Origin of the sequence: Mycobacterium sp., from assembly GCF_050700595.1 — a bacterium.
Classification (GTDB): domain Bacteria; phylum Actinomycetota; class Actinomycetes; order Mycobacteriales; family Mycobacteriaceae; genus Mycobacterium.
In genome coordinates, this window is the sequence record NZ_JBOHHI010000227.1 from 1 (window position 1) to 20,913 (window position 20,913).

Sequence of the window (20,913 nt, forward strand, 5' to 3'; positions counted from 1 at the left end):
ATCCCGGAGTGGTCCGGCGGTGAGTGGACCGACTGGCGGTGGAACAGCATGGAGATCAATTCCAACTGTCGCGACATCATCGACAACGTCACCGACTTTGCCCACTTCTTCTACATCCATTTCGGTCTGCCGACGTATTTCAAGAATGTGTTCGAGGGCCACATCGCCTCGCAGTACCTGCACAATGTCGGCCGCCCCGACGTCGACGACATGGGCACCACCTACGGCGAAGCCCACCTGGATTCGGAGGCGAGCTACTTCGGGCCGTCGTTCATGATCAACTGGCTGCACAACACCTACGGCGACTACAAGGCCGAGTCGATCCTGATCAACTGCCACTACCCGGTGACCCAGGACAAGTTCGTGCTGCAGTGGGGAGTGATCGTCGAGAAGCCCAAGGGCATGGACGACGAGACGACCGACAAGCTCGCGGATGCGATGACCGACGGTGTGAGCAAGGGCTTTTTGCAGGATGTCGAGATCTGGAAGCACAAGACCCGCATCGACAACCCGCTGCTGGTCGAGGAGGACGGCGCCGTCTACCAGATGCGGCGCTGGTATCAGCAGTTCTATGTAGACGTCGCCGACGTGACGTCCGATATGACCGACCGCTTCGAGATCGAGGTGGACACCACCGTCGCCAACACGAAGTGGAACGCCGAGGTCGAGGAGAACCTGAAGCGGCAAGCCGAGTCCGAAGGACAGCCCACTCAGGTTTCATGATTGAAGGGGTCATAAATTGAAGGGGTCATGATGAGCCCGCGCGACAAGCCGCCCGACGTCGACCAGCTGGCTCGGTCGATGCTCGCGATACACGGCGTCCACGACGATCCACACCCGGCTGCGACTGACCGCCATCCCGGATCTCGGCCCAGAGCACCGGCTTTCGTCGACGATCCGCAGCGTGCGGCCGCGGTGCGCGAGACCACCCAGGCTGATCGCGACCGCTACCTGACGTCGGGCCTGGCGCCGGTGGACTGCCGGTTTTGCCACGTCACCGTCAACGTCAAGAAGCTCGGACCCGGTCACACCGCGGTGCAGTGGAACACCGACGCGTCGCAGCGCTGCGCTTATTTCGCCGAAGTCAGGGCAACCGGCGGGGACAGCGCACGCACGAAATCCTGTCCAAAGCTGGCCGATAGCATCGAACACGCGGTCGCCGAGGGTTGTTTGGACGCGGTATCCACCGCATCGCCTCCCGGGGACGGTTAAATTCGCTGTTACAGCCCGGCGAAGCGCTCCTTGACCGACTCGGCGGTGAGCCCGTAGTCGGCCAGCGAATAGCTGTGTTTCGGCGCCCGCGGTCCGGTCTGGCTTTCGGCGTGGCTGCGTTCCATGGCGGCTCGCGCTTCGTCGGTGAGCGCCACCCCGAGGTGACGGTAGATCCCTTCCACGGTCCCGATCGGATCGGCGATGAAATCGACGTAGTCCACGTCGTAGAACTGATCCGGATTGTATTTGGCACGTGCGGTATTGAACCGCTCCAGCCCGCGCGACCAGGTTTCCATCGAGTCATATCCGATCTGCGCCCCCACGTAGGTATTCGACCACCCCTCGGCGGTGTGCTGCGCCAGCGAGCACATCGACGCCATGATCGTCTCGACCGGGCGGTGAGTTTGCACGACCAGCGCGTCGGGATAGGCGGCCATCAGCGCGTCCAGCGCGAACAAGTGGCTGGGGTTCTTGAGCACCCACCGTTTGCCGGCGTCGCGCAGGCCGATCAGCTGAAGGTTCTTGCGGTGCCGTTGATATGCCGGACGCCAATCCTGCCCCGACAGCCACTTCGCGTAGCTGGGCAGGTGCGCCAGCGTCTCGTAGGACACCGAATGGAATGATTGCCGTAGCAGCTGCCAGCACTCCTCGAGTTCGTCGGCGGCCATGAAGTGCAGGCCGGTGTAGTCGGGGTTTTCGTTGTGGTGCTGGGTGAATCGCGCATCGATTTCGCGATGGATCGGGTCGGATTCCCAGGTTTCGCGTGGCGGGCGGGGCTGCGGGTACTCGGCGAGCCACATCTGCAGGCCTTGGTGCACCGGGTCGGCGCCCAGTAACCGGTGCAGTGCGGTGGTGCCGGTGCGCACCAAGCCGGTGACGAAGATCGGCCGTTCGATTGCGACGTCGGCGTGTTCGGGATACTGCTTCCACGCGGCCTGCGACAACAGCCGGGCCACCAGCGCACCGCGCAGGAAGAACCGGTTCATCTTGCTGCCCAACGGTGTCAGGTCCGCTTCGCGTTGATAGGAGTCGAGCAGCACGCCCAGTGCTTCGCGGTAGTTGTCGTCGTCGCTGCCGAAATCGTCCAGCCCGGTCAGCTTGGTGGCCGAGGCGTGCAGGCCGTCGACCGTGCCGACGTCGGTGCGCTCTGTCATGATTGCACCGCCTCCTCGCCCCCTCGCCGCTGCGCGGCTGGGGGTGCCCCCACATCGCTCCGTCCCCAGCTTCCGCGGGGGCCCACTGCATCGTCGGCGGCGGTCATCAGGCCTTGTACTCCCCGCAGTTGACGTCAAGGGTCTGACCGGTGATACCGCTGGACAGGTCGCTGGCCAAAAAAAGGATTGCCGACGCCACCTCGTCTTCGGTGGGCAACCGCTTGAGGTCGGAATTAGCGGCAGTGGCGGCGTAGATCTGCTCCACCGCCGTACCGTGTTTGCCGGCCTGGTGCTCGAAGTAACCTTTCAGCGTGTCACCCCAGATATAGCCGGGTGCAACGGAGTTGACGCGGATTCCTTGCTCACCGAGCTCGGTGGCCAGCGATTGCGACATCGCCAGCAGCGCGGACTTGGCCATCTTGTAGGCACCGTATTTCGCCTGCGAGTGCCGGATCACCATCGAGTTGACGTTTACGACCGAGCCTTTCGCCTCGGCCAACGCCGGCGTGAAACCCTGGATGAGCCGCAGCGCCCCTAGCACCGTCAGCTCGATGGCATCCCGGATATGCTGAAACGTGGTGCTGGCCAACGGTTTCATCGACGGCACCCGGAACGCATTGTTGATCAGCACGTCAACCTTGCCGTAGGCCGCCAGCGTGGAGTCGACGAGATTTTTCACCTGGCCGTCGTCGGTGATATCGGTCGCGACCGCCACCGCGCGCCGTCCGGTGTCGGTGATCTGCTTGGCGACGTCGTCGAGACGTTCGGCGGTGCGAGCCGCCAGCACCAGGTCGGCACCGTTCTGGGCGCATCTCCGCGCCAGCGTGCTGCCCAGCGCGGGGCCGACACCGCTGATTACCACTACCTTGCCGTCGAGCATTTCGGCCATGACTACCCCAGCATTCTGTTGGCGATTTGGTTCTGGCGCTGAGCAATCCGCGCGCGCCAGCCATCGTCGGAAACCTTGTTGTGCTCGTGGTACGGCAGCGCGGCCGGGACAGCGTTGAAGTCGACGAGTTCGACGCCGGGCCCGTCGGCATCGGTGAGCGCCCGGGACACCCGCTGCCAGCGGAACTGCAGGAAGCCGCGCCGGTGTCCCAGCGTCTCGACCCAGTTGGTGACGCCGGGATTCTGGTCGGCGACGACGATGCGGATCTTGCCATCTGGATCCGCTTGGGCCTGAGTCGCGTTCAGCGATGTCTGGTGGTTGATGTAGTCCAGCGAGATGTACCACATGCTGCCCAACTGGAAGCCGAGGTAGGGTGCATCGGTCACCGGTAGCGTGATGAGCAGCGCCTGATCGGGCCGCAGGTCGAAATGGCCGGCCGACGAGTACTGCGTCGTCAGCCCACCGGGCGTGAGCCGTGGGGCGACCATCGTGTTGACCGGGATGTTGAGATAGAACCACTGCGGGAACTGCAGCCAGGTCTTTACCCGGTTGACCAACTGCTTTCCTGCTGTGGCGTAACGCTTCTCGATGGCTGCCCGGGTCAGTGGCGGCGGTGGGGTGCCCGCAGTGTCCTCACGACGGATCACGATGCTGCCGCGGCGTTGCGACCAGTCTCCGTACACCTCGCGCACGACGAGCTGGGCAGGGCTTTTGGGTGTGAAACGCCATTCGAAGCTGCCGTCCTCGGCGATGTCTAGTTCCCGGTCGTCGAATGCAGCCTCGCTCACCGGCACGCCTTGGTCGGTGTACTCACCGCCCAAGAGTTGGAAGCTCAGATCAGTGGTGGTGCCACGTACTCCGGACACCACGTACTCGTAGCCTGCCTGCACGCGTGTGCCGAAGTACATGGTGTCCGGATTGTCCAGGCCCATCTTCGTGAAGGGTCCCGTGCCACTGAGGAAGAAGGGATGGTCCCGGTCGTAGTTGAATGCCAGATGCGTGCAAGCTGCGACGCCGCCGGCTAGATACTGCAATCCTTCGAGTAAGTCGGCTTCGGTCTCGATGTGCGGTGCGGTGGCAACGAGTTCCTCGGCCTCGGCGATCGCCTCGGTGAGCGGCTGGGAGAACACGTCTAGACGCTAGAACGTGTTCTAGTTTTCGTCAATGGGCGAACATTCCGAGGTGTCGGCCCCGGCGTTCAAAAACGAGGCCGACTCACTATGGTGCGCACTGCTGCGACAGATCGATCAGATGCTGCCGCACATCCGGATGCCGGTTCAGGTAGTCGATGACGTTGCCGTTGCCGCCCTCCGCCTGCGACTTGGCCTGCAGCTGCGCATGGAGGTCAGGATGCCGTTGCAGATACTGGTCGATGGAATTACCGACAGTCTGATTGCACGGGGGATCCGCGTTGGCCACGGGGAGCGCGATCACCGTCGCCGCGGTCGCAGTTAGTAGCCCCCCGGCGAGCAGGCCGTACAGCCCGCGGCGACGAGGGCCGGCTGTCTTGGATGTGCTCATGCGGGCCAGGTTACTCGCGCTACCTTTGCCTTGCCTGTGGGTGCCGTTCCCCAGGAAGCCGCAGGTCAGCGCGAGACCGCGCCGCCGGCTTGTTCGCGCTTGATTTCCAGCGCGATGTCGATGAGCTGGTCCTCCTGGCCGCCGATGAGTTTGCGCTGGCCGGCCCGGTGCAGCAGCTCGTGGGCGGGCACGCCGTAGCGCTCGGATTGCCGGACGGCGTGCTTGAGGAAGCTGGAGTACACCCCGGAGTACCCCATCACCAGCGCGTTGCGGTCGAGCAGGCATTCGGCCGGCATCGCCGGGCGCACGACGTCCTCGGCGGCGTCGGCGATGTCGAAGAAGTCGATGCCGGTCTTGACGCCGATCTTGTCGAAGACCCCGATCAGGGCTTCGACCGGCGCGTTGCCCGCCCCGGCGCCGAATCGCCGCACCGACCCGTCGATCTGCTTGGCCCCCGCCCGGACCGCCTCCACCGAGTTGGCCACTCCCAGGCCGAGGTTCTCATGCCCGTGAAAGCCGACCTGCACGTCGTCGCCGAGCTCCGCCACCAGCGCAGCGACCCGATCACGCACCCCCTCCAAGACCAGCGCGCCGGCGGAGTCGACGACGTACACGCACTGGCAGCCGGCGTCGGCCATGATGCGGGCCTGGGCGGCCAGTTTCTCCGGCGGAATGGTATGGGCCATCATCAAGAACCCGACGGTTTCCAGGCCGAGCTCGCGGGCCAGTCCGAAGTGCTGGATGGACACGTCTGCTTCGGTGCAGTGGGTGGCGATCCGGCAGATCGAGCCGCCATTGTTCTGCGCTTCCTTGATGTCCTCTTTGGTGCCCACACCGGGCAGCATCAGAAAGGCGATCCTGGCCTCTTTTGCCGTTTGGGCGGCCAATTTGATCAGTTCTTGCTCGGGCGTCTTGGAAAAGCCGTAGTTGAACGACGACCCACCCAGACCATCGCCGTGCGTCACCTCGATCACCGGCACACCGGCGGCGTCGATAGCCGCAACAATGGCGCCGACTTCGTCTTTGGTGAATTGATGCCGTTTGTGGTGCGACCCGTCGCGCAGCGACGTGTCGGTGATTCGGACGTCCCAAATGTCACTCATCGCGTGCCTCCCGCAACTGACAGCGTCTCTTTGGCGATCTCCTCGCCAACCTTGGTGGCCGCCGCGGTCATGATGTCGAGGTTGCCCGCATACGGCGGCAGGTAATCCCCGGCGCCCTCGACCTCGACGAACGTGGTGACCACCGCCTGACCGCCGGAATTCATCGACGGGTCGTCGAACTGCGGCTCGTTGAGCAGCCGGTAACCGGGCACATAGGTCTGCACCTCGGCGACCACTTCGCGGATGGATTGCGCGATCGCGTCACGGTCGGCGTCCTCGGGAATCGCGCAGAAGATGGTGTCGCGCATGATCATCGGCGGATCGGCCGGGTTGAGGATGATGATCGCCTTGCCGCGCTGCGCGCCGCCGATGGTCTCCACGCCCTTGGCGGTGGTCTTGGTGAACTCGTCGATGTTGGCCCGGGTGCCCGGCCCGGCCGACACGCTCGCCACCGACGCCACGATCTCGGCGTAGGGCACCGTCACCACCCGCGACACCGCGTACACCATCGGGATCGTTGCCTGACCGCCGCACGTGATCATGTTGACGTTCGGAGCGTCGAGGTGCTCCCGCAGGTTCGCCGGTGGGATCACCGCCGGCCCGACTGCGGCCGGCGTCAAGTCGATGGCCCGGATGCCGGCTTCGGCGTATTTCGGGGCGGCCGCCTTGTGCACGTAAGCACTGGTCGCCTCGAACAACAGGTCCGGTTTCTCGGACTGTGCCAGCAGCCAGTCGACCCCTTCATGGCTGGTCTCCAGACCGAGCTTGCGCGCGCGCGCCAAGCCTTCGCTGTCCGGATCGATGCCCACCATCCAGCGCGGCTCGAGCCACTCCGACCGCAGCAATTTGTACAGCAGGTCGGTGCTGATATTGCCCGACCCGACAATGGCCACGCTCGCCTTGGACGCCATCTTTGCTTCCTCTTTACTCGAACGACAAACGAACGGACCCGAGGCCGGCGAACTCGGCGACGAAGTTGTCGCCCGGGTGGGCGTCGATTGCCCGGGTACATGAGCCCGGTAACACGATATCGCCGGCCAGCAGCCGCACCCCAAAGCTTTCCACCTTGCGGGCCAGCCAGGCCACCGCGGTGACCGGATTGCCCAATACCGCGTCGCTGCGGCCCTTGGCCACCACCTCACCGTTGCACGTCAGCGCGGCGTCGATCGCGGTGATGTCGACGTCGGTAGGCGGTACCCGTGCCTCGCCGAGGACGAAGCCCGCCGAGGACGCGTTGTCGGCGATGGTGTCGCACAACGCGATCTTCCAGTCGGTGATCCGGGTGTCGATCAACTCGATCGACGGGACGAAGGCGGCCGTCGCCTTGAGCACGTCGTCCTCGGTACATTCCGCGCCGGGCAGGTCTTCGGACAGGATGAAACCCACCTCGACCTCGACCCGCGGATACAGATAATTCGCCGTGGTGACCGGCTTGTTTTCGAAGACTTGCATCTCGTCGAGCAAATGGCCGTAGTCCGGCTCGTCCACCCCCATCATCTGCTGCATCGCCTCAGACGACAGCCCCACCTTGTGCCCGACCACCCGGGCGCCCTCGGCCACCCGCTGACGGATGTTGATCAGCTGAATCTGGTAGGCGTCGACGACGTCGATCTCCGGGTGCGCAGCCGTCAGCGGCGCGATAGGCTGACGGCTCCGTTCGGCCTGCGCCAAGTCGGCGGCGAGCACATCACGGGTGGCAACCGGGATCATCGACCGAAGTCCCCTCGTTGGTGTGACCGGGCCGGTAGCGCCCAGCCAGGGCAATTCTATAACGTGTTCTACATGACAGCTCAGGAGTACGACGTCGTCGTAGTCGGCAGCGGAGGCGCAGGCATGGTTGCCGCCCTCGCTGCTGCTCACCGTGGTCTCTCGACAATAGTCATCGAGAAGGCCGCGCACTACGGCGGTTCCACCGCGCGCTCCGGTGGCGGCGTCTGGATTCCCAACAACGAGGTTCTCCAGCGCGATGGTGTCGCCGACACCCCGGAAGCGGCCCGCACCTATTTGCACGGAATCATCGGCGACATCGTCGAGTCGGAACGCATTGACACCTACCTGGAGCGCGGGCCGGAGATGCTGTCGTTCGTGCTCGAGCACACGCCGTTGAAGATGTGCTGGGTGCCGGGTTACTCCGACTACTACCCGGAAGCCCCCGGCGGGCGTCCGGCCGGCCGCTCTGTCGAACCGAAGCCGTTCAATGCCCGCAAGCTTGGGCCCGACCTGCCCGGGCTGGAGCCGCCGTACGGCAAGGTCCCACTCAACGTCGTTGTGATGCAGCAGGATTACGTGCGATTGAACCAGCTCAAACGTCACCCCCGCGGTGTGCTGCGCAGCCTGAAGGTCGGCGCCCGCACCATCTGGGCGAAGGCGACTGGAAAGAACCTGGTCGGCATGGGCCGTGCGCTCATCGGCCCGCTGCGAATCGGCCTGCGGCAGGCGGGCGTCCCGGTCCGGCTACACACGGCACTCACGGACCTCCACATCGAGAACGGCGTCGTGCACGGGGTGTATGTCCGCGATACGAGTGCGTCGGAAACTGCTGAGCCACAGCTTCTTCGGGCCCGGAAGGGCGTGATCCTGGCCTGCGGCGGCTTCGAGCACAACGAACAGATGCGAGTCAAGTACCAGCGGGCGCCGATCACCACCGAGTGGACCGTCGGCGCGGTGGCCAACACTGGTGACGGCATCATCGCCGCCGAAACGCTCGGCGCGGCACTTGACATCATGGAGGATGCCTGGTGGGGGCCGACCGTTCCACTGGTGGGCGCGCCGTGGTTCGCGCTGTCCGAGCGCAACTCGCCCGGGTCCATCATCGTCAACATGTCGGGAAAGCGATTCATGAACGAATCCATGCCTTACGTCGAGGCCTGCCACCACATGTACGGCGGTGAATACGGCCAGGGCCCGGGACCCGGTGAGAACATCCCGGCGTGGCTGGTGTTCGATCAGCAGTACCGCAATCGTTACATCTTCGCGGGGTTACAGCCGGGGCAACGCATTCCGCGCAAGTGGATGGATTCCGGCGTGATCATCGAGGCCCGCTCGCTCGAGGAGCTGGCTACCAAGGCCGGCCTGCCTGTCGACGAGTTCACCACAACGGTGGAGCGGTTCAACGACTTCGCACGTTCGGGCACCGACGAGGATTACCACCGCGGCGAAAGTGCCTACGACAGGTATTACGGCGACCCGACCAACAAGCCGAACCCGAACCTCGGCGAGATCAAGCGCGCCCCGTATTACGCGGCCAAGATGGTACCGGGCGATCTGGGCACCAAGGGCGGCATCCGCACCGACGTGCACGGGCGCGCACTGCGCGACGACGATAGCGTGATCGAAGGTCTGTACGCGGCGGGCAACGTCAGCGCCCCGGTGATGGGACATACGTACCCGGGCCCGGGCGGCACCATCGGCCCGGCAATGACATTCGGCTATGTGGCGGCGCTGCACCTGGCCGGGGAGGCCTGAGATGCCGATCGATTTGGACGTCGCGCTGGGCACCGAGTTCGGGGCGGTCGAATTCTCTTGGACCGCCACCAATGTGCAGCTCTACAACCTGGCGCTGGGTGCCGGCGCGGACCCGCTGGACCCGCGTGAGCTGAGCTACGTGGTCGACCGTAACCCGCAGGTACTGCCGACGTTCGGCTGTGTCGCGGCGTCGTTCAACGAGATCGAACCGCCAAAGGTCAGCTGGCCCGGCGTCGAGATCGACCTGGCCAAGGTGCTGCACGCGTCCGAGCAGGTGACCGTGCCCGCACCGCTGCCGCCGTCCGGCAGCGCCCGCGCCATCAGCCGGATCGTCGAGATTTGGGATAAGGGTAAGGCCGCGGTGGTTGTGCTCGAGACTTCGGTGACCGGCGCCGACGGCACCCCGCTGTGGACGCAGCGCCGGTCGATCTTCGCCCGCGGCGAAGGCGGCTTCGGCGGTGAGCGCGGGCCTTCAGGGAGCGGGTCGTCGGTCGCCGCACCGGATCGGGCGCCGGACGTCGAACTCGACATCCCGGTGTCGCCGCAGCAGGCGCTGCTATACCGGCTGTGTGGCGACCGTAATCCCTTGCACTCGGATCCCGAATTCGCTGCTGCTGCAGGGTTTCCGCGGCCTATCCTGCATGGCCTGTGCACCTACGGCATGACGTGCAAGGCGATCGTCGACGCGCTGCTGGACGCCGACGTCTCCGCCGTCGGCTCGTACGGCGCACGGTTCGCCGGGGTGGCGTTCCCGGGCGAGACCTTGAAGGTGGACGTCTGGAAGGAGGACGGCCGGTTGCTGGCCAGCGTTGTCGCGCCTTCGCGCGAGAACGCGACCGTCCTCAGCGGCGTGGAGTTAGTGCCGGCGTAGCGGTGGGCACACCCGCCGCGAGCGTGCGCAAAAACGTGTATCGGCGGGGCGTGTCGACCGGGGACGTGCACGCTCGCGCGGGAACGGAACTTAGCCCAAGATCAGGCCGGACGTGGGCACGCCGGTGCCGGCCGTCACCAGGACGTGTTCGACATTCGGCACCGGGTTCACCGAGGTGCCCCGTAATTGCCGTACTCCCTCGGCAATGCCATTCATGCCGTGGATGTAGGCCTCGCCGAGTTGGCCGCCGTGGGTGTTGATCGGCAACCGGCCGCCGATCTCGATCGCTCCGTCCGCGATGAAGTCTTTCGCCTCACCCCAACCGCAGAATCCCAACTCCTCCAACTGGATCAGCGTGAAAGGAGTGAAGTGGTCGTAGAGAATCGCGGTCTGGATGTCGGTCGGCTTCAGTCCGGATTGCGCCCACAACTGCTTGCCGACGAGTCCCATCTCGGGCAGACCGTCGAGTTCGGGTCGGTAGTAACTGACCATCGTGTACTGGTCGGGGCTGGAGCCCTGCGCCGCGGCTTCGATGATCGCCGGCCGGCGCTTGAGGTTCTTCGCCCGCTCGACCGAGGTCACCACGATCGCAACCGCGCCGTCGGTTTCCTGACAGCAGTCCAGCAACCGCAACGGCTCGGCGATCCACCTCGAATTCTGGTGGTCCTCAATGGTTATCGGCTTTTCGTAGAAGTACGCCTTCGGGTTCTTGGCAGCGTGTTTGCGGTCGGCCACCGAGATCGCACCGAAGTCCCGGCTGGTCGCACCGGACAGGTGCATGTAGCGTTTGGCGATCATCGCAACCTGCGCAGCCGGCGTGGAGAGGCCATGCGGGTAGGAGAACGAATTGTCCACCCCGGTGGAGTCGGCGTTCTCGGACAGCCGGGTCTGCACCTGACCGAAGCGCATGCCGGAGCGTTCGTTGAACGCGCGGTAGGCCACCACGACGTCGGCGATCCCGGTCGCGACGGCCATCGCCGCCTGCTGGATGGTCGCGCAGGCGGCGCCGCCGCCGTAGTGGATCTTGGCGAAAAACTTGAGCTCACCGATGCCGGCTGCACGGGCGACGGCCACCTCGGTATTGGTGTCCATCGTGAACGTGGTCAGCCCGTCAACGTCGGCCGGGGTCAGTCCGGCGTCATCGAGGGCCTCGGCCACCGCTTCGGCCGCCAGTCGCAGCTCGCTGCGGCCGGAGTCCTTGGAGAAGTCCGTGGCGCCGATCCCGACGATCGCGGCTCGACCGGACAACATCACGCGCTTCCGATCGTCAGCGTGGCGGTCGCGATCACGTGATCGCCAAGGCTGTTGTGGCCCATGACTTTCACCGTCACCACGCCGTCCTCGATTTCGGTCACCTCGCCGGAAAACGTCACCGTGTCATAGGCGTACCACGGCACGCCCAGCCGCAATCCGATCGACTTGATGATGGCCGACGGGCCCGCCCAGTCGGTGATGTACCGCTGCACCAGGCCGGTGTCGGTGAGGATGTTGACGAAGATATCCTTGGACCCCTTGGCCTGCGCCTTGTCCCGGTCATGGTGGACATCCTGGAAGTCCCGGGTGGCCAGGGCCGTCGACACGATGAACGTCGGATCCCCGTACAGCTTCAACTCAGGCAATACAGTGCCGACCTCGACAACCGGCGCGCTCATGCGTCCGCCTCCCAGGCGTACAGCGTCCAGGCCAGTCCGGACTCACTTTCGGGGAAATCAAGATATGTTGCACGAACCGGCATCCCGATCTCCACACTCGCCGGGTCGACACCGCGCAACTCACCGAGCATCCGAACTCCGTCCTCGAGTTCGACCAGCGCGACGACGAATGGCAGCGTCCGCCCGGGCACCTTGGGGGCGTGATGCACCACGAAACTGAACACGGTGCCTTTGCCGCTGGACACCACGTAGTCGGTCGGGGCTTGTTTGTCCTGCCACACCGCGGGTACGGGCGGGTGCTGCAGAGACCCGTCTGCGCGCTTCTGGATCCGCAGTTCGTGCGCTTTGACGCCGTCCCAAAAGAATTCGGTGTCCTTCGACGACGATGGGCGCATCATGTTCACCGGATCGAGGTCGTCCGGCAGGCCGGGCTGGTCCGCCTCCCGGGGCTGGAATTTGAGGATGCGCCAATTCATTTCGGCGACGTCCTCATCACCCACCTGCCAGCTGATGTGCTGGTTGATGAAATAGCCTTCGCCCAGCGCGGTCTGCTTGGGACCGATCACGTCGGTGAGCTCGGCGCTGACACTCACCTCTTCCCCCGGCCGCAGATACCGGTGGTAGGTCTGTTCGCAGTTGGTCGCGACAACCCCGACGTAACCGGCCTCGTCGAACAACGTGATGATACGACCCAACGGGTCGTCGTCCGGGCGGACCCCGCCCAGTCCCATCATCGTCCAGACCTGGATCATCGCCGGAGGCGCGACGATCCCGGGATGCCCGGCGCCCCGAGCCGCCGCCTCGTCGACGTAGATCGGGTTGTTGTCGCCCATCGCGTCGACCCAGTGGTGAATCATCGGCCGGTTCACCGGATCACGGCCCGCGTGCGGCTTGCTCTTCCCCGCCGCCTTGACTTGTTCGACGGCCGCCCGGAAATCACTCATCGCGGCACCCTCGGCACCTTCAGACCCGACGCGGCGATCATCTCGCGCATCACTTCGTTCACGCCGCCGCCGAACGTGATCACCAGATTGCGCTTGGTCTGGGAGTCCAGCCAGTTGAGCAGTCCGGCCGTATCCTCTTCAGAAGGATCACCGTACTTGCCGACGATCTCCTCGGCGAGCCGGCCGACGTACTGAACCCGCTCGGTGCCAAATACTTTCGTTGCCGCGGCGTCGGCCACGTTGATCGTCTCGCCAGCCGCCGCCACCTGCCAGTTGAGCAATTCGTTGATCCGCCAGATCGAGTGGATCTCGCCAAGTGCTCGCTTGACGTCCTCGTGACCGATCGGGGTGACGCCGTCGGCACCCGGCTTGGACGCCCACCCGTGCACCCGGTCGTAGATGGCGGCAAACCGGCCGGCCGGGCCGAGCATCACCCGCTCGTTGTTGAGCTGGGTGGTGATCAGCCGCCATCCACCGTTCTCCTCACCGACCAGCATGTCCGCCGGCACATGGACGTCGTTGTAATACGTCGTGTTGGTGTGGTGGGCGCCGTCGGACAGGATGAGCGGCGTCCAGGAGTAGCCGGGATCCTTCGTGTCGACGATCAGAATCGAAATCCCCTTGTGCTTCACCGCTTCCGGGTCGGTGCGACACGCCAGCCAGATGTAGTCGGCATCGTGGGCGCCGGTGGTGAAGATCTTCTGCCCGTTCACGATGTACTCGTCGCCGTGCCGGATCGCGGTGGTACGCAGCGATGCAAGGTCGGTGCCCGCCTCCGGCTCGGTGTAGCCGATCGCGAAGTGTACCTCACCGGCCAGGATCGCCGGCAGGAACTTCTTCTTCTGCATCTCACTGCCGAACACCTGCAGGGTGGGACCGACGGTCTGCAGCGTCACCGCCGGCAACGGCACGTCGGCCCGATGGGCTTCGTTGACGAAGATCTGCTGCTCGATCGGACCGAAACCGTGCCCGCCGAACTCCTTCGGCCAGCCAACACCGAGCTTGCCGTCCCGACCCATCCGCCGGATCACCGCGCGATAAGCATCGTTGTGCCGGTCAGACTCCATCGCTTTAGCTTCGTCTGAGGAAATGAGGTTCGAAAAGTATTGCCGTAGCTCGGCTTGCAGCTGTCGCTGCTCCGGCGTCAGATCGATGAACATTGCGCTCCTACCAGATCCAGGCGGTGCGACGGCCCGCCCAGCAGCCGGGTCAGGTCTGTGATCGTGGAGTAGTACCGCGGCATCGGGTAGGTGATGTCCATCCCCATCCCACCGTGCAGGTGGTGGCAGATCTGCATCACCGGCGGTGCCTGCGATGCCACCCAGTAGCCCAGCACGTCGAGGTCGTCGTCGGCGTCACGGCCCTCGGCCAGCCGCCAGACGACCGATATCGACGCCAAAGTGATTGTTCGAGAGGCGATGTAGACCTCGGCGAGCTGCGCGGCCACCGTCTGGAAGGTGGACAGCGGTTTGCCAAACTGGTGTCTGTTGGCTACGTAGTCAGCGGTCAACCGGAGTGCGCCGGCGACCAGGCCGGCCGCATACGCGCCGATCATCGCGAGCGCCAGTTCGTTGACGCGGTGGGCGGTCGCCCCGTCCAGCACACCGTCGACCTCGACGTCGGAGAACGTCACCACGTACTCGTCGGATCCGTTGGATGTCGGCGTCTTGGTCAGCTGCACGCCGTCGGCCTTGGGTGATACCACGACGACGGCACTGTCGGCCGTGACGACGATCCAATCCGCTTGTTCGGCATAGCCGACACCGATTTTGGTGCCCGACAGCCGGCCCCCGACGACGGTGGTGACGGGCCGCTCCGGCAGTGCGGTGCCGGGTTCGTTGAGTGCGGCGGTGAGCACCGATCCTTTGGCCAGCCCGGCCAGGTAGCGATCCTGCTGGTCGTCAGAAGCCAGGTCCAGCACCGGCACCGCACCGAGGCCGAGCGTCGCCAACGCCGGGCCGACGAAACCGTGGCGCCCGATTTCGGTCAGTGCCGTTGCGACCTCGGGCAGGCCGACTCCGTCGCCACCGAGGCGTTCCGGCACCACCAGCGCGGTTACCCCGCCGGCGACCAGCGCCTCCCAGGTGTTGTCCCGGTACAGCACCGACGTGACCACGTCGGCGACAGCCTGCTGCGCCGGGTCCGGCGTGAAATCCACCCGAATTCTCCTCGACTCGATCGGGGACTCTAGTGCGCCACCGGACATTTGCCGGTGTAGTCCACCTGCCAGTGCCTGATGCCGTTGAGCCACCCCGACCGTAGCCGCTCGGGTGTGGAGATCGGCGTGAGGTCCGGCACGTGATCGGCGACCGCGTTGAAGATCAGGTTGATCGTCATCCTGGCCAGGTGGGTGCCGATGCAGTAGTGCGCCCCGGTCCCGCCGAATCCGACGTGGGGGTTGGGGTCTCGCAGGATGTTGAAGGTGAACGGATCGTCGAACTCCTCCTCGTCAAAGTTGGCGGAGCGGTAGAACATCACCACCCGCTGGCCCTTTTCGATCTGCACGCCGGACAGTTCGTAGTCCTCCAGCGCGGTCCGTTGGAAGCAGCTGACCGGGGTTGCCCACCGGACGATTTCGTCGGCGGCAGTCTCCGGCCGTTCCTTTGTGAACAGCTCCCACTGATCGGGATGCTCGGCGAACGCGATCATCCCGTGGGTAATCGAGTTGCGGGTGGTCTCATTGCCGGCCACCGCCAGCATCACCACGAAGAACCCGAACTCGTCATCGGAGAGCTTCTCGCCGTCGATGTCGGCGTTGATCAACGTGGTGACGATGTCCTCACCGGGATTTTCCGCCTTGGCGGCGGCCAGTTGCATGGCGTAGGTGATCAGCTCGACCGACGACGCCTGCGGGTCGACGTCGGCGTATTCGGGGTCTTCGCTGCCGGTCATCTCATTGGACCAGCGGAACAGCTTGTCGCGATCTTCCTGCGGCACCCCGAGCAGCTCGGCGATGGCCTGCAGCGGCAACTCGCAGGACACCTGCTCGACAAAGTCGCCGTAGCCGTTCGCCGCGGCCGCCTTGACGATCTTTTGTGCCCGCTCGCTGAGCTCCCCGCGAAGCCGCTCGATGGCGCGCGGCGTGAAGCCACGGGAGATGATCCGACGCAGCCGGGTGTGGTGTGGCGCGTCCATGTTGAGCATCACGAACCGCTGAACCTCGATGTTCTCGCGCTCGATGTCATCGTTGAACCGCGGGATCACGCAGTTCTCGTAGCTGGAGAAGACATCGCTGCGCAGTGACACCTCCTTGACATCCTTGTGTTTGGTGATCGCCCAATAGCCGCCGTCGTTGAAGCCGCCGCCCTTGCCGGGAGCTTGCTCGACCCAGTAGATCGGCGCCGCGCGGCGCAGCTCAGCGAATTCCTCGACCGGCAGGCCCTTCGCGTTAATGTCAGGGTTCAGGAAGTCGAACCCTGCGGGCAGATTGGGGGTTGGCATGTCTGAGCTCCTCGTTACAACGTGTTCTAGTGCCAGTAAAACATGGCCCCACCGCAGACAAAAGGCACCGATGCATCCTCGCTTGTCAGGGTAATGAAACGTGTTCTAGCCTGACCTCATGGGTAACCCGGTAATCGTCGAAGCCACCCGCAGCCCGATCGGCAAACGCAACGGCTGGCTCTCAGGACTGCATGCCACCGAACTGCTGGGCGCCGTGCAAAAGGCGCTCGTGGCGAAGGCCGGCATCGATGCCGGCGACGTCGAACAGGTCATCGGCGGCTGCGTGACTCAATACGCCGAGCAGTCCAACAACATCAGCCGCACGGCCTGGCTGACGGCGGGACTGCCCGAGCACGTCGGCGCCACCACCGTCGACTGCCAGTGCAGCAGCGGACAACAAGCCAACCACCTGATCGCCGGGCTGATCGCCACCGGGGCCATCGACATCGGCATCGCCTGCGGTATCGAGGCGATGAGCCGCGTCGGCCTGGGCGCCAACGCCGGCCCCGACCACAACTGGCGCGCAGCGTCGTGGGACATCGACATGCCCAACCAGTTCGAGGCCGCCGAACGCATCGCCAAACGGCGCGGCATCACCCGCGACGACATCGACGCATTCGGGCTCCAGTCCCAACTGCGCGCCAAGCAGGCCTGGGACGAAGGCCGCTTCGACCGGGAGATCTCACCGATCGAGGCGCCGGTGCTCGACGAGCAGAAACAACCCACCAGCGAGCGGCACATGGTCTCCCGCGACCAGGGACTGCGCGACACCACCTTGGAAGGGTTGAGCCAGCTCAAGCCGGTGCTCGAGGGCGGCATTCACACCGCGGGCACATCGTCGCAGATCTCCGATGGCGCGGCGGCCGTGCTGTGGATGGATGAAGATAAAGCCAGGGCCATCGGTTTAAAGCCGCGAGCCCGGATCGTCAGCCAGGCGCTGGTCGGCGCCGAGCCCTACTACCACCTGGACGGCCCGGTGCAGTCCACCGCGAAGGTGCTGGAGAAAGCCGGCATGAAGATCGGCGACATCGACCTGGTCGAGATCAACGAGGCCTTCGCGTCGGTGGTGCTGTCCTGGGCACGGGTGCACAACCCCGATATGGCCCGGGTCAACGTCAACGGCGGCGCGATCGCGTTGGGCCACCCGGTGGGCTGCACCGGCAGCCGGCTGATCACCACCGCGCTGCACGAACTGGAGCGCACCGACCAGCACACCGCACTGATCACCATGTGCGCCGGCGGCGCCCTGTGGGGCGGCACCATCATCGAGCGGATCTAGTGGCCGTTGCAGAGGCCGACCGCATCGCTGCGGCGCGGGCCTATATCGATGCGTTGGTCAGCCATGATGGGGACTCGGTTCCGTTCGCGCCGGACTGTGTGCGCGTCGAGCAGGGCGTGCGGACCGGGTTTTCCGGAAATCACCTGCGGCGCAGCTTGAATCGCGGCCTCCAGTACCGGATCATCGCGGCGACCACCACACCGGAGTACACCGTGTCCGGCGACGAGATCCGAGCGGTGTACAACGTGATGACCAAGCCGAGCCTGGGGGGACGGCAGGTCGCTGCACGGGTCGACGAGACTTTCGTGATCCCGGCGATCGACGGGAAGATCCACCACATCAGGGTTCGATTCCACCCGTTTGTTCAGCGAACCTAGGATGCCTGACATGTCGCCGAAATCACCACCGCGATTTTTGAATTCGCCATCGACCGATTTCTTCATCAAATGGATGTCACGCGTCAACACCTTTATGTACCGCCGTGGCGGTGGGGAGGGACTTGGCGGCACGTTCCAGAAGATCCCCGTCGCGCTACTGACCACCACCGGCCGCAAGAGCGGGCAGCCGCGAGTCAGTCCGCTGTACTTCCTGCGCGACGGCGATCGCGTCGTCGTGGCCGCGTCGAAGGGCGGCGCCGCGACGAACCCGATGTGGTACCTCAACCTCAAGGCCAACCCGACGGTGTCGGTGCAGATCAAAAAAGAGGTGCTCGAGCTCAGCGCGCGGGATGCCACCGACGAAGAGCGCGCCAAGTACTGGCCGCAGTTGGTGAAAATGTATCCCTCCTACGACGACTACCAGTCCTGGACGGACCGGACCATCCCGGTCGTCGTCTGCGCGAACTAACCGGGGGCGTCCACGGTCTTCTGCCGCTTCCGCGCTCTACGCTCAGGCCGCGCGGGCCGGCGAGCCGAACGTAATGCCGCCTCGACGGCGGAAACGAGGGCAGGCAGGTAATCGTCGGCTGCGCCGCCCAGGATCAGCAGGCGCATCGCCAACGGCCCAGCGATAAGGTCGAAGGCGACGTCGGTGTGCAGGTCCTTGGGCAGCTCACCTCGGTCGATCGCCTTTTGCAGGATGGTCGTCGCGACGGCGATGCGCGGTTGCCTGACAACCTCGAGCAGTTGGTCACCTAGTTCGGACCGGTTGGCCATCTCGGCCAGCAAGCCGGGCCCAATGGCGGCCACGAGCGGATTGCTCAGCTGGCGAGACAGGCCGGCAAGGAACTCGGAGAGATCGCCGTGTAGCGACCCGGTATCGGGCGCCGGGAGCACGTTATCGCGAACAATCTGCCCGAGCAGGTCGATCAACATCGCGTCCTTGCAGGGCCAGCGCCGATACAGCGCGGCCTTGCCGACTTTTGCCCGCCGGGCGATCGCCTCCATCGATGTGCGCGCGTAGCCGGTCGCCGCCAACTCTGCGAGCAGCGCCTCCGCGATGGCCTCGGTGATGCTTTCCTGCAGCAGCGCCGCTCCCGCCGGAGACCGCTTGATGGCCGAGGTGCTCATGGGCTCGATCATACAACACGACGGAACGGTTGCATTCCAACCGCCGACAAGCTACCGTAGGGACGAAACGGAACCGTTCTATCCTAAATTCGAGGTAAAGGACCACCGACATGAACCACCCCATCGACACCCAGGTCCTCATCGTCGGCGCGCGCTCCACCGGATTGACACTGGCCTGTGTCCTGGCGCGCTACAACGTCGGTTTCCGCATCGTCGACAAGGCCCCACAGCCGCTGACGTCTTCACGTGCCAAGGGTTTCCAACCCCGCTCCCTGGAGGTCTTCGAGGACCTCGGAATGCTCGACGCGGTGCTGGCCAAAGGACGCACCGATGCGCCGTTGCGCGATTATGAGGCCGGCCGCATCGGTTTGGACTTCTGGACCCGGCGCACCGACCGCCCGCGTCCCGGCGTGCCGTACCCGACCCAGCTCACCATCGCCACCCCGCCGGTAGAGGATGCCTTGCGCGCCACCCTCGATGGAGCCGGTGTGACCGTGGAGCGCGGCGAGGAGTTGGTCGGACTGGAACAAGATGACGATGGCGTCACGGCGGTGCTGCGCAGCGCCGATCGGCAGGAGGATCACCGGGTACGGGCGGCCTACCTTGTCGGCTGCGATGGCGCTCACAGCACGGTGCGCCGCGACCTGGGCGTACGGTTCGACGTCACCACCGTGCCCGGCTTCGCGTTTCTGGCCGGCGATGTGAAGGTCGCCGGACTGGACCGCAGTCACGCCCGAATGTGGACAGCCAAGGACGGCCAGATGGTCGCCCTGACGCCGCTGCCGTCCAGCGATATCTGGCAGTTTCAAGCCAGTCTCATCGAGGAGCCCGGTGTGGAGTTCCCTGAGCCCTCGCTCGAGCTGTTCCAGATGCTGCTCGATCGGTATTGCCCCGTTCCGGGTGTACGCCTTTCCGACTGCACATGGGCCGCGATGTATCGCGACAACCACGGCATGGTCGACCGGCATCGCGTCGGACGGGTGTTCCTGGCCGGCGACGCTGCCCATATTCACTCTCCGGCAGGCGGACTCGGCGCCAACACCGGAATCCAAGACGCCTATAACCTCGGCTGGAAGCTTGGGCTGGTTTGCGCGGAGCGGGCGTCCACGCAGCTCTTGGACAGCTACCACGAAGAGCGCCACGAGGTGGCCCGCAAATTGATGGCGGCCAATCAGTCGGCAACTAGAATGCTGGTCCCAAGCTCACGGCCGGCGATGCGGCTGCTGCGCCGAAGCCTGCTGCTGCCGCTGACCAACGTTCGTGGGGTGGCCGACCGCATGCTGCGGTTCGTGGATCAGACCGACATCACCTATCGTGGCCAGCCCCTGAGCCAAGAAGCCATGCCCGGCAACAGAAAGGGGCTCGCAGCAGGCGACCGGGCGCCCGACGCCACACTGCCCGACGCGGCGACCGGGCTGCCGGTGCGGCTATTCGACGTGTACCGAGGACCGGCCTTCACGCTGCTCGCCTTCGGCCCCAGCCAGATTGACGCCGCCCGACGAGTCGCCGACGACTACCCGAATCTGGTCAACGTCTGCGCCATCGTGCCACCGGACGCCGGCCGGCCCGAGCTGATGCGAACCCTTGTGGACCCCCGCGGACGCACCGCACGACAGTATGTCGTGCCCCGGGACGCCCTGGTGCTCATCCGGCCCGATGGTTACGTGGGATTTCGCGGCACCGCCGAATGGCTCCTGCGAACCTACCTGGAGCACACCATCGGTTTGGCGCTAACGCATTCCAAAATCTAGTGGTGTGTCTCGCAAATAATCAAGGTGTTGTTCGGTATCCTTGTCTCATGAGTGCACCAGCAGCGCCGTTGCCGTTGACCGCCGGTGAGCGCGACACCTTGGAGAGGTTGGCGCGGGCGCAGT

Annotated in this window: 21 protein-coding genes and 1 pseudogene; 8 read left to right on the plus strand and 14 right to left on the minus strand. The window is 65.0% G+C overall.

The window, feature by feature from the left end; all coding sequences use genetic code 11:
- Positions 1-723: pseudogene (locus tag ACRDTL_RS20460) on the plus strand (3-ketosteroid-9-alpha-hydroxylase); the annotation flags it as partial.
- A gap of 30 nt (positions 724-753) precedes the next feature.
- Positions 754-1,212: a hypothetical protein gene (locus ACRDTL_RS20465; RefSeq protein WP_431508523.1), complete on the plus strand. Its 459-nt coding sequence runs from the start codon at positions 754-756 to the stop codon at positions 1,210-1,212.
- Positions 1,213-1,220: 8 nt separating this feature from the next.
- On the opposite strand, the gene ACRDTL_RS20470 is transcribed toward ACRDTL_RS20465, so the two are convergent.
- The 7 genes from ACRDTL_RS20470 to ACRDTL_RS20500 form a co-directional block, all read right to left on the minus strand.
- Positions 1,221-2,366: a sulfotransferase family protein gene (locus ACRDTL_RS20470; protein ID WP_431508524.1), complete on the minus strand. Its 1,146-nt coding sequence runs from the start codon at positions 2,364-2,366 to the stop codon at positions 1,221-1,223.
- A gap of 106 nt (positions 2,367-2,472) precedes the next feature.
- Complete coding sequence (locus ACRDTL_RS20475) at positions 2,473-3,255, minus strand: SDR family oxidoreductase (RefSeq protein WP_431508525.1); 783 nt, start codon at positions 3,253-3,255, stop codon at positions 2,473-2,475.
- Between the two features lie 2 nt (positions 3,256-3,257).
- Positions 3,258-4,385: a hypothetical protein gene (locus ACRDTL_RS20480; protein ID WP_431508526.1), complete on the minus strand. Its 1,128-nt coding sequence runs from the start codon at positions 4,383-4,385 to the stop codon at positions 3,258-3,260.
- An 88-nt stretch (positions 4,386-4,473) separates the two neighbouring features.
- Positions 4,474-4,776 (minus strand): hypothetical protein, encoded by a 303-nt coding sequence (locus ACRDTL_RS20485; protein ID WP_431508527.1) that lies wholly within the window; start codon positions 4,774-4,776, stop codon positions 4,474-4,476.
- A 65-nt stretch (positions 4,777-4,841) separates the two neighbouring features.
- Entirely contained in the window at positions 4,842-5,879 is a 1,038-nt protein-coding gene (gene dmpG, locus ACRDTL_RS20490; protein ID WP_431508528.1) for a 4-hydroxy-2-oxovalerate aldolase, read from the minus strand.
- Entirely contained in the window at positions 5,876-6,790 is a 915-nt protein-coding gene (locus ACRDTL_RS20495) for an acetaldehyde dehydrogenase (acetylating) (protein WP_431508529.1), read from the minus strand. The genes dmpG and ACRDTL_RS20495 overlap by 4 nt, the downstream gene beginning before the upstream one ends.
- 13 nt (positions 6,791-6,803) lie before the next feature.
- Positions 6,804-7,589 carry a 2-keto-4-pentenoate hydratase gene (locus ACRDTL_RS20500; RefSeq protein WP_431508530.1) on the minus strand — a complete coding sequence of 262 codons (786 nt, stop codon included), beginning with the start codon at positions 7,587-7,589 and terminating at the stop codon, positions 6,804-6,806.
- Positions 7,590-7,661: 72 nt separating this feature from the next.
- Here ACRDTL_RS20500 and kstD point away from each other — a divergent pair, with 72 nt between their 5' ends.
- Entirely contained in the window at positions 7,662-9,344 is a 1,683-nt protein-coding gene (kstD, locus tag ACRDTL_RS20505; RefSeq protein ID WP_431508531.1) for a 3-oxosteroid 1-dehydrogenase, read from the plus strand.
- 1 nt (position 9,345) lies between these two features.
- Positions 9,346-10,215 (plus strand): MaoC/PaaZ C-terminal domain-containing protein, encoded by an 870-nt coding sequence (locus tag ACRDTL_RS20510; RefSeq protein ID WP_431508532.1) that lies wholly within the window; start codon positions 9,346-9,348, stop codon positions 10,213-10,215.
- Between the two features lie 90 nt (positions 10,216-10,305).
- Here ACRDTL_RS20510 and ACRDTL_RS20515 read toward each other — a convergent pair whose 3' ends face one another.
- From ACRDTL_RS20515 to ACRDTL_RS20540, 6 genes are read right to left on the minus strand one after another with little or no spacing between them, the layout of a single operon-like run.
- On the minus strand, positions 10,306-11,466 hold the full coding sequence (locus tag ACRDTL_RS20515) for a lipid-transfer protein (protein WP_431508533.1): 1,161 nt from the start codon (positions 11,464-11,466) through the stop codon (positions 10,306-10,308).
- Positions 11,466-11,867 carry a MaoC family dehydratase gene (locus ACRDTL_RS20520; protein ID WP_431508534.1) on the minus strand — a complete coding sequence of 134 codons (402 nt, stop codon included), beginning with the start codon at positions 11,865-11,867 and terminating at the stop codon, positions 11,466-11,468. The genes ACRDTL_RS20515 and ACRDTL_RS20520 overlap by 1 nt, the downstream gene beginning before the upstream one ends.
- Positions 11,864-12,811: a bifunctional MaoC family dehydratase N-terminal/OB-fold nucleic acid binding domain-containing protein gene (locus tag ACRDTL_RS20525; RefSeq protein ID WP_431508535.1), complete on the minus strand. Its 948-nt coding sequence runs from the start codon at positions 12,809-12,811 to the stop codon at positions 11,864-11,866. Before ACRDTL_RS20525 ends, ACRDTL_RS20520 begins: the two co-directional genes overlap by 4 nt.
- Positions 12,808-13,971 (minus strand): acyl-CoA dehydrogenase FadE29, encoded by a 1,164-nt coding sequence (fadE29, locus tag ACRDTL_RS20530; protein ID WP_431508536.1) that lies wholly within the window; start codon positions 13,969-13,971, stop codon positions 12,808-12,810. The genes ACRDTL_RS20525 and fadE29 overlap by 4 nt, the downstream gene beginning before the upstream one ends.
- The gene (locus ACRDTL_RS20535; protein WP_431508537.1) at positions 13,956-14,969 is read right to left on the minus strand and encodes an acyl-CoA dehydrogenase family protein; all 1,014 of its coding nucleotides are present in this window, start codon (positions 14,967-14,969) and stop codon (positions 13,956-13,958) included. Before ACRDTL_RS20535 ends, fadE29 begins: the two co-directional genes overlap by 16 nt.
- A gap of 29 nt (positions 14,970-14,998) precedes the next feature.
- Positions 14,999-16,252, minus strand: coding sequence for a cytochrome P450 (locus ACRDTL_RS20540; protein ID WP_431508538.1), 1,254 nt, complete (start codon positions 16,250-16,252; stop codon positions 14,999-15,001).
- A gap of 118 nt (positions 16,253-16,370) precedes the next feature.
- Here ACRDTL_RS20540 and ACRDTL_RS20545 point away from each other — a divergent pair, with 118 nt between their 5' ends.
- The 3 genes from ACRDTL_RS20545 to ACRDTL_RS20555 are packed head-to-tail and all read left to right on the plus strand — an operon-like array spanning position 16,371 to position 18,377.
- Positions 16,371-17,531 carry a steroid 3-ketoacyl-CoA thiolase gene (locus ACRDTL_RS20545; RefSeq protein ID WP_431508539.1) on the plus strand — a complete coding sequence of 387 codons (1,161 nt, stop codon included), beginning with the start codon at positions 16,371-16,373 and terminating at the stop codon, positions 17,529-17,531.
- Positions 17,531-17,908: a hypothetical protein gene (locus tag ACRDTL_RS20550; protein WP_431508540.1), complete on the plus strand. Its 378-nt coding sequence runs from the start codon at positions 17,531-17,533 to the stop codon at positions 17,906-17,908. Before ACRDTL_RS20545 ends, ACRDTL_RS20550 begins: the two co-directional genes overlap by 1 nt.
- Positions 17,909-17,918: 10 nt before the next feature.
- Complete coding sequence (locus ACRDTL_RS20555; RefSeq protein ID WP_431508541.1) at positions 17,919-18,377, plus strand: nitroreductase family deazaflavin-dependent oxidoreductase; 459 nt, start codon at positions 17,919-17,921, stop codon at positions 18,375-18,377.
- On the opposite strand, the gene ACRDTL_RS20560 is transcribed toward ACRDTL_RS20555, so the two are convergent.
- Positions 18,374-19,039 (minus strand): TetR/AcrR family transcriptional regulator, encoded by a 666-nt coding sequence (locus ACRDTL_RS20560; RefSeq protein WP_431508542.1) that lies wholly within the window; start codon positions 19,037-19,039, stop codon positions 18,374-18,376. The genes ACRDTL_RS20555 and ACRDTL_RS20560 overlap by 4 nt on opposite strands.
- A gap of 110 nt (positions 19,040-19,149) precedes the next feature.
- Between ACRDTL_RS20560 and ACRDTL_RS20565 the strand changes: the two genes are divergently transcribed.
- The gene (locus tag ACRDTL_RS20565) at positions 19,150-20,790 is read left to right on the plus strand and encodes an FAD-dependent monooxygenase (protein ID WP_431508543.1); all 1,641 of its coding nucleotides are present in this window, start codon (positions 19,150-19,152) and stop codon (positions 20,788-20,790) included.
- Positions 20,791-20,913 lie beyond the last annotated feature (123 nt).

What these genes read in the sequence shown, in the direction of transcription:
- ACRDTL_RS20465 (WP_431508523.1), top strand. Translation starts at nt 754, where the DNA reads ATGAGCCCGCGCGACAAGCCGCCCGACGTCGACCAGCTGGCTCGGTCG.
- ACRDTL_RS20470 (WP_431508524.1), bottom strand. Translation starts at nt 2,366, where the DNA reads ATGACAGAGCGCACCGACGTCGGCACGGTCGACGGCCTGCACGCCTCG.
- ACRDTL_RS20475 (WP_431508525.1), bottom strand. Translation starts at nt 3,255, where the DNA reads ATGGCCGAAATGCTCGACGGCAAGGTAGTGGTAATCAGCGGTGTCGGC.
- ACRDTL_RS20485 (WP_431508527.1), bottom strand. Translation starts at nt 4,776, where the DNA reads ATGAGCACATCCAAGACAGCCGGCCCTCGTCGCCGCGGGCTGTACGGC.
- dmpG (WP_431508528.1), bottom strand. Translation starts at nt 5,879, where the DNA reads ATGAGTGACATTTGGGACGTCCGAATCACCGACACGTCGCTGCGCGAC.
- ACRDTL_RS20495 (WP_431508529.1), bottom strand. Translation starts at nt 6,790, where the DNA reads ATGGCGTCCAAGGCGAGCGTGGCCATTGTCGGGTCGGGCAATATCAGC.
- ACRDTL_RS20500 (WP_431508530.1), bottom strand. Translation starts at nt 7,589, where the DNA reads ATGATCCCGGTTGCCACCCGTGATGTGCTCGCCGCCGACTTGGCGCAG.
- kstD (WP_431508531.1), top strand. Translation starts at nt 7,662, where the DNA reads ATGACAGCTCAGGAGTACGACGTCGTCGTAGTCGGCAGCGGAGGCGCA.
- ACRDTL_RS20510 (WP_431508532.1), top strand. Translation starts at nt 9,346, where the DNA reads ATGCCGATCGATTTGGACGTCGCGCTGGGCACCGAGTTCGGGGCGGTC.
- ACRDTL_RS20515 (WP_431508533.1), bottom strand. Translation starts at nt 11,466, where the DNA reads ATGTTGTCCGGTCGAGCCGCGATCGTCGGGATCGGCGCCACGGACTTC.
- ACRDTL_RS20520 (WP_431508534.1), bottom strand. Translation starts at nt 11,867, where the DNA reads ATGAGCGCGCCGGTTGTCGAGGTCGGCACTGTATTGCCTGAGTTGAAG.
- ACRDTL_RS20525 (WP_431508535.1), bottom strand. Translation starts at nt 12,811, where the DNA reads ATGAGTGATTTCCGGGCGGCCGTCGAACAAGTCAAGGCGGCGGGGAAG.
- fadE29 (WP_431508536.1), bottom strand. Translation starts at nt 13,971, where the DNA reads ATGTTCATCGATCTGACGCCGGAGCAGCGACAGCTGCAAGCCGAGCTA.
- ACRDTL_RS20540 (WP_431508538.1), bottom strand. Translation starts at nt 16,252, where the DNA reads ATGCCAACCCCCAATCTGCCCGCAGGGTTCGACTTCCTGAACCCTGAC.
- ACRDTL_RS20545 (WP_431508539.1), top strand. Translation starts at nt 16,371, where the DNA reads ATGGGTAACCCGGTAATCGTCGAAGCCACCCGCAGCCCGATCGGCAAA.
- ACRDTL_RS20555 (WP_431508541.1), top strand. Translation starts at nt 17,919, where the DNA reads ATGTCGCCGAAATCACCACCGCGATTTTTGAATTCGCCATCGACCGAT.
- ACRDTL_RS20560 (WP_431508542.1), bottom strand. Translation starts at nt 19,039, where the DNA reads ATGAGCACCTCGGCCATCAAGCGGTCTCCGGCGGGAGCGGCGCTGCTG.
- ACRDTL_RS20565 (WP_431508543.1), top strand. Translation starts at nt 19,150, where the DNA reads ATGAACCACCCCATCGACACCCAGGTCCTCATCGTCGGCGCGCGCTCC.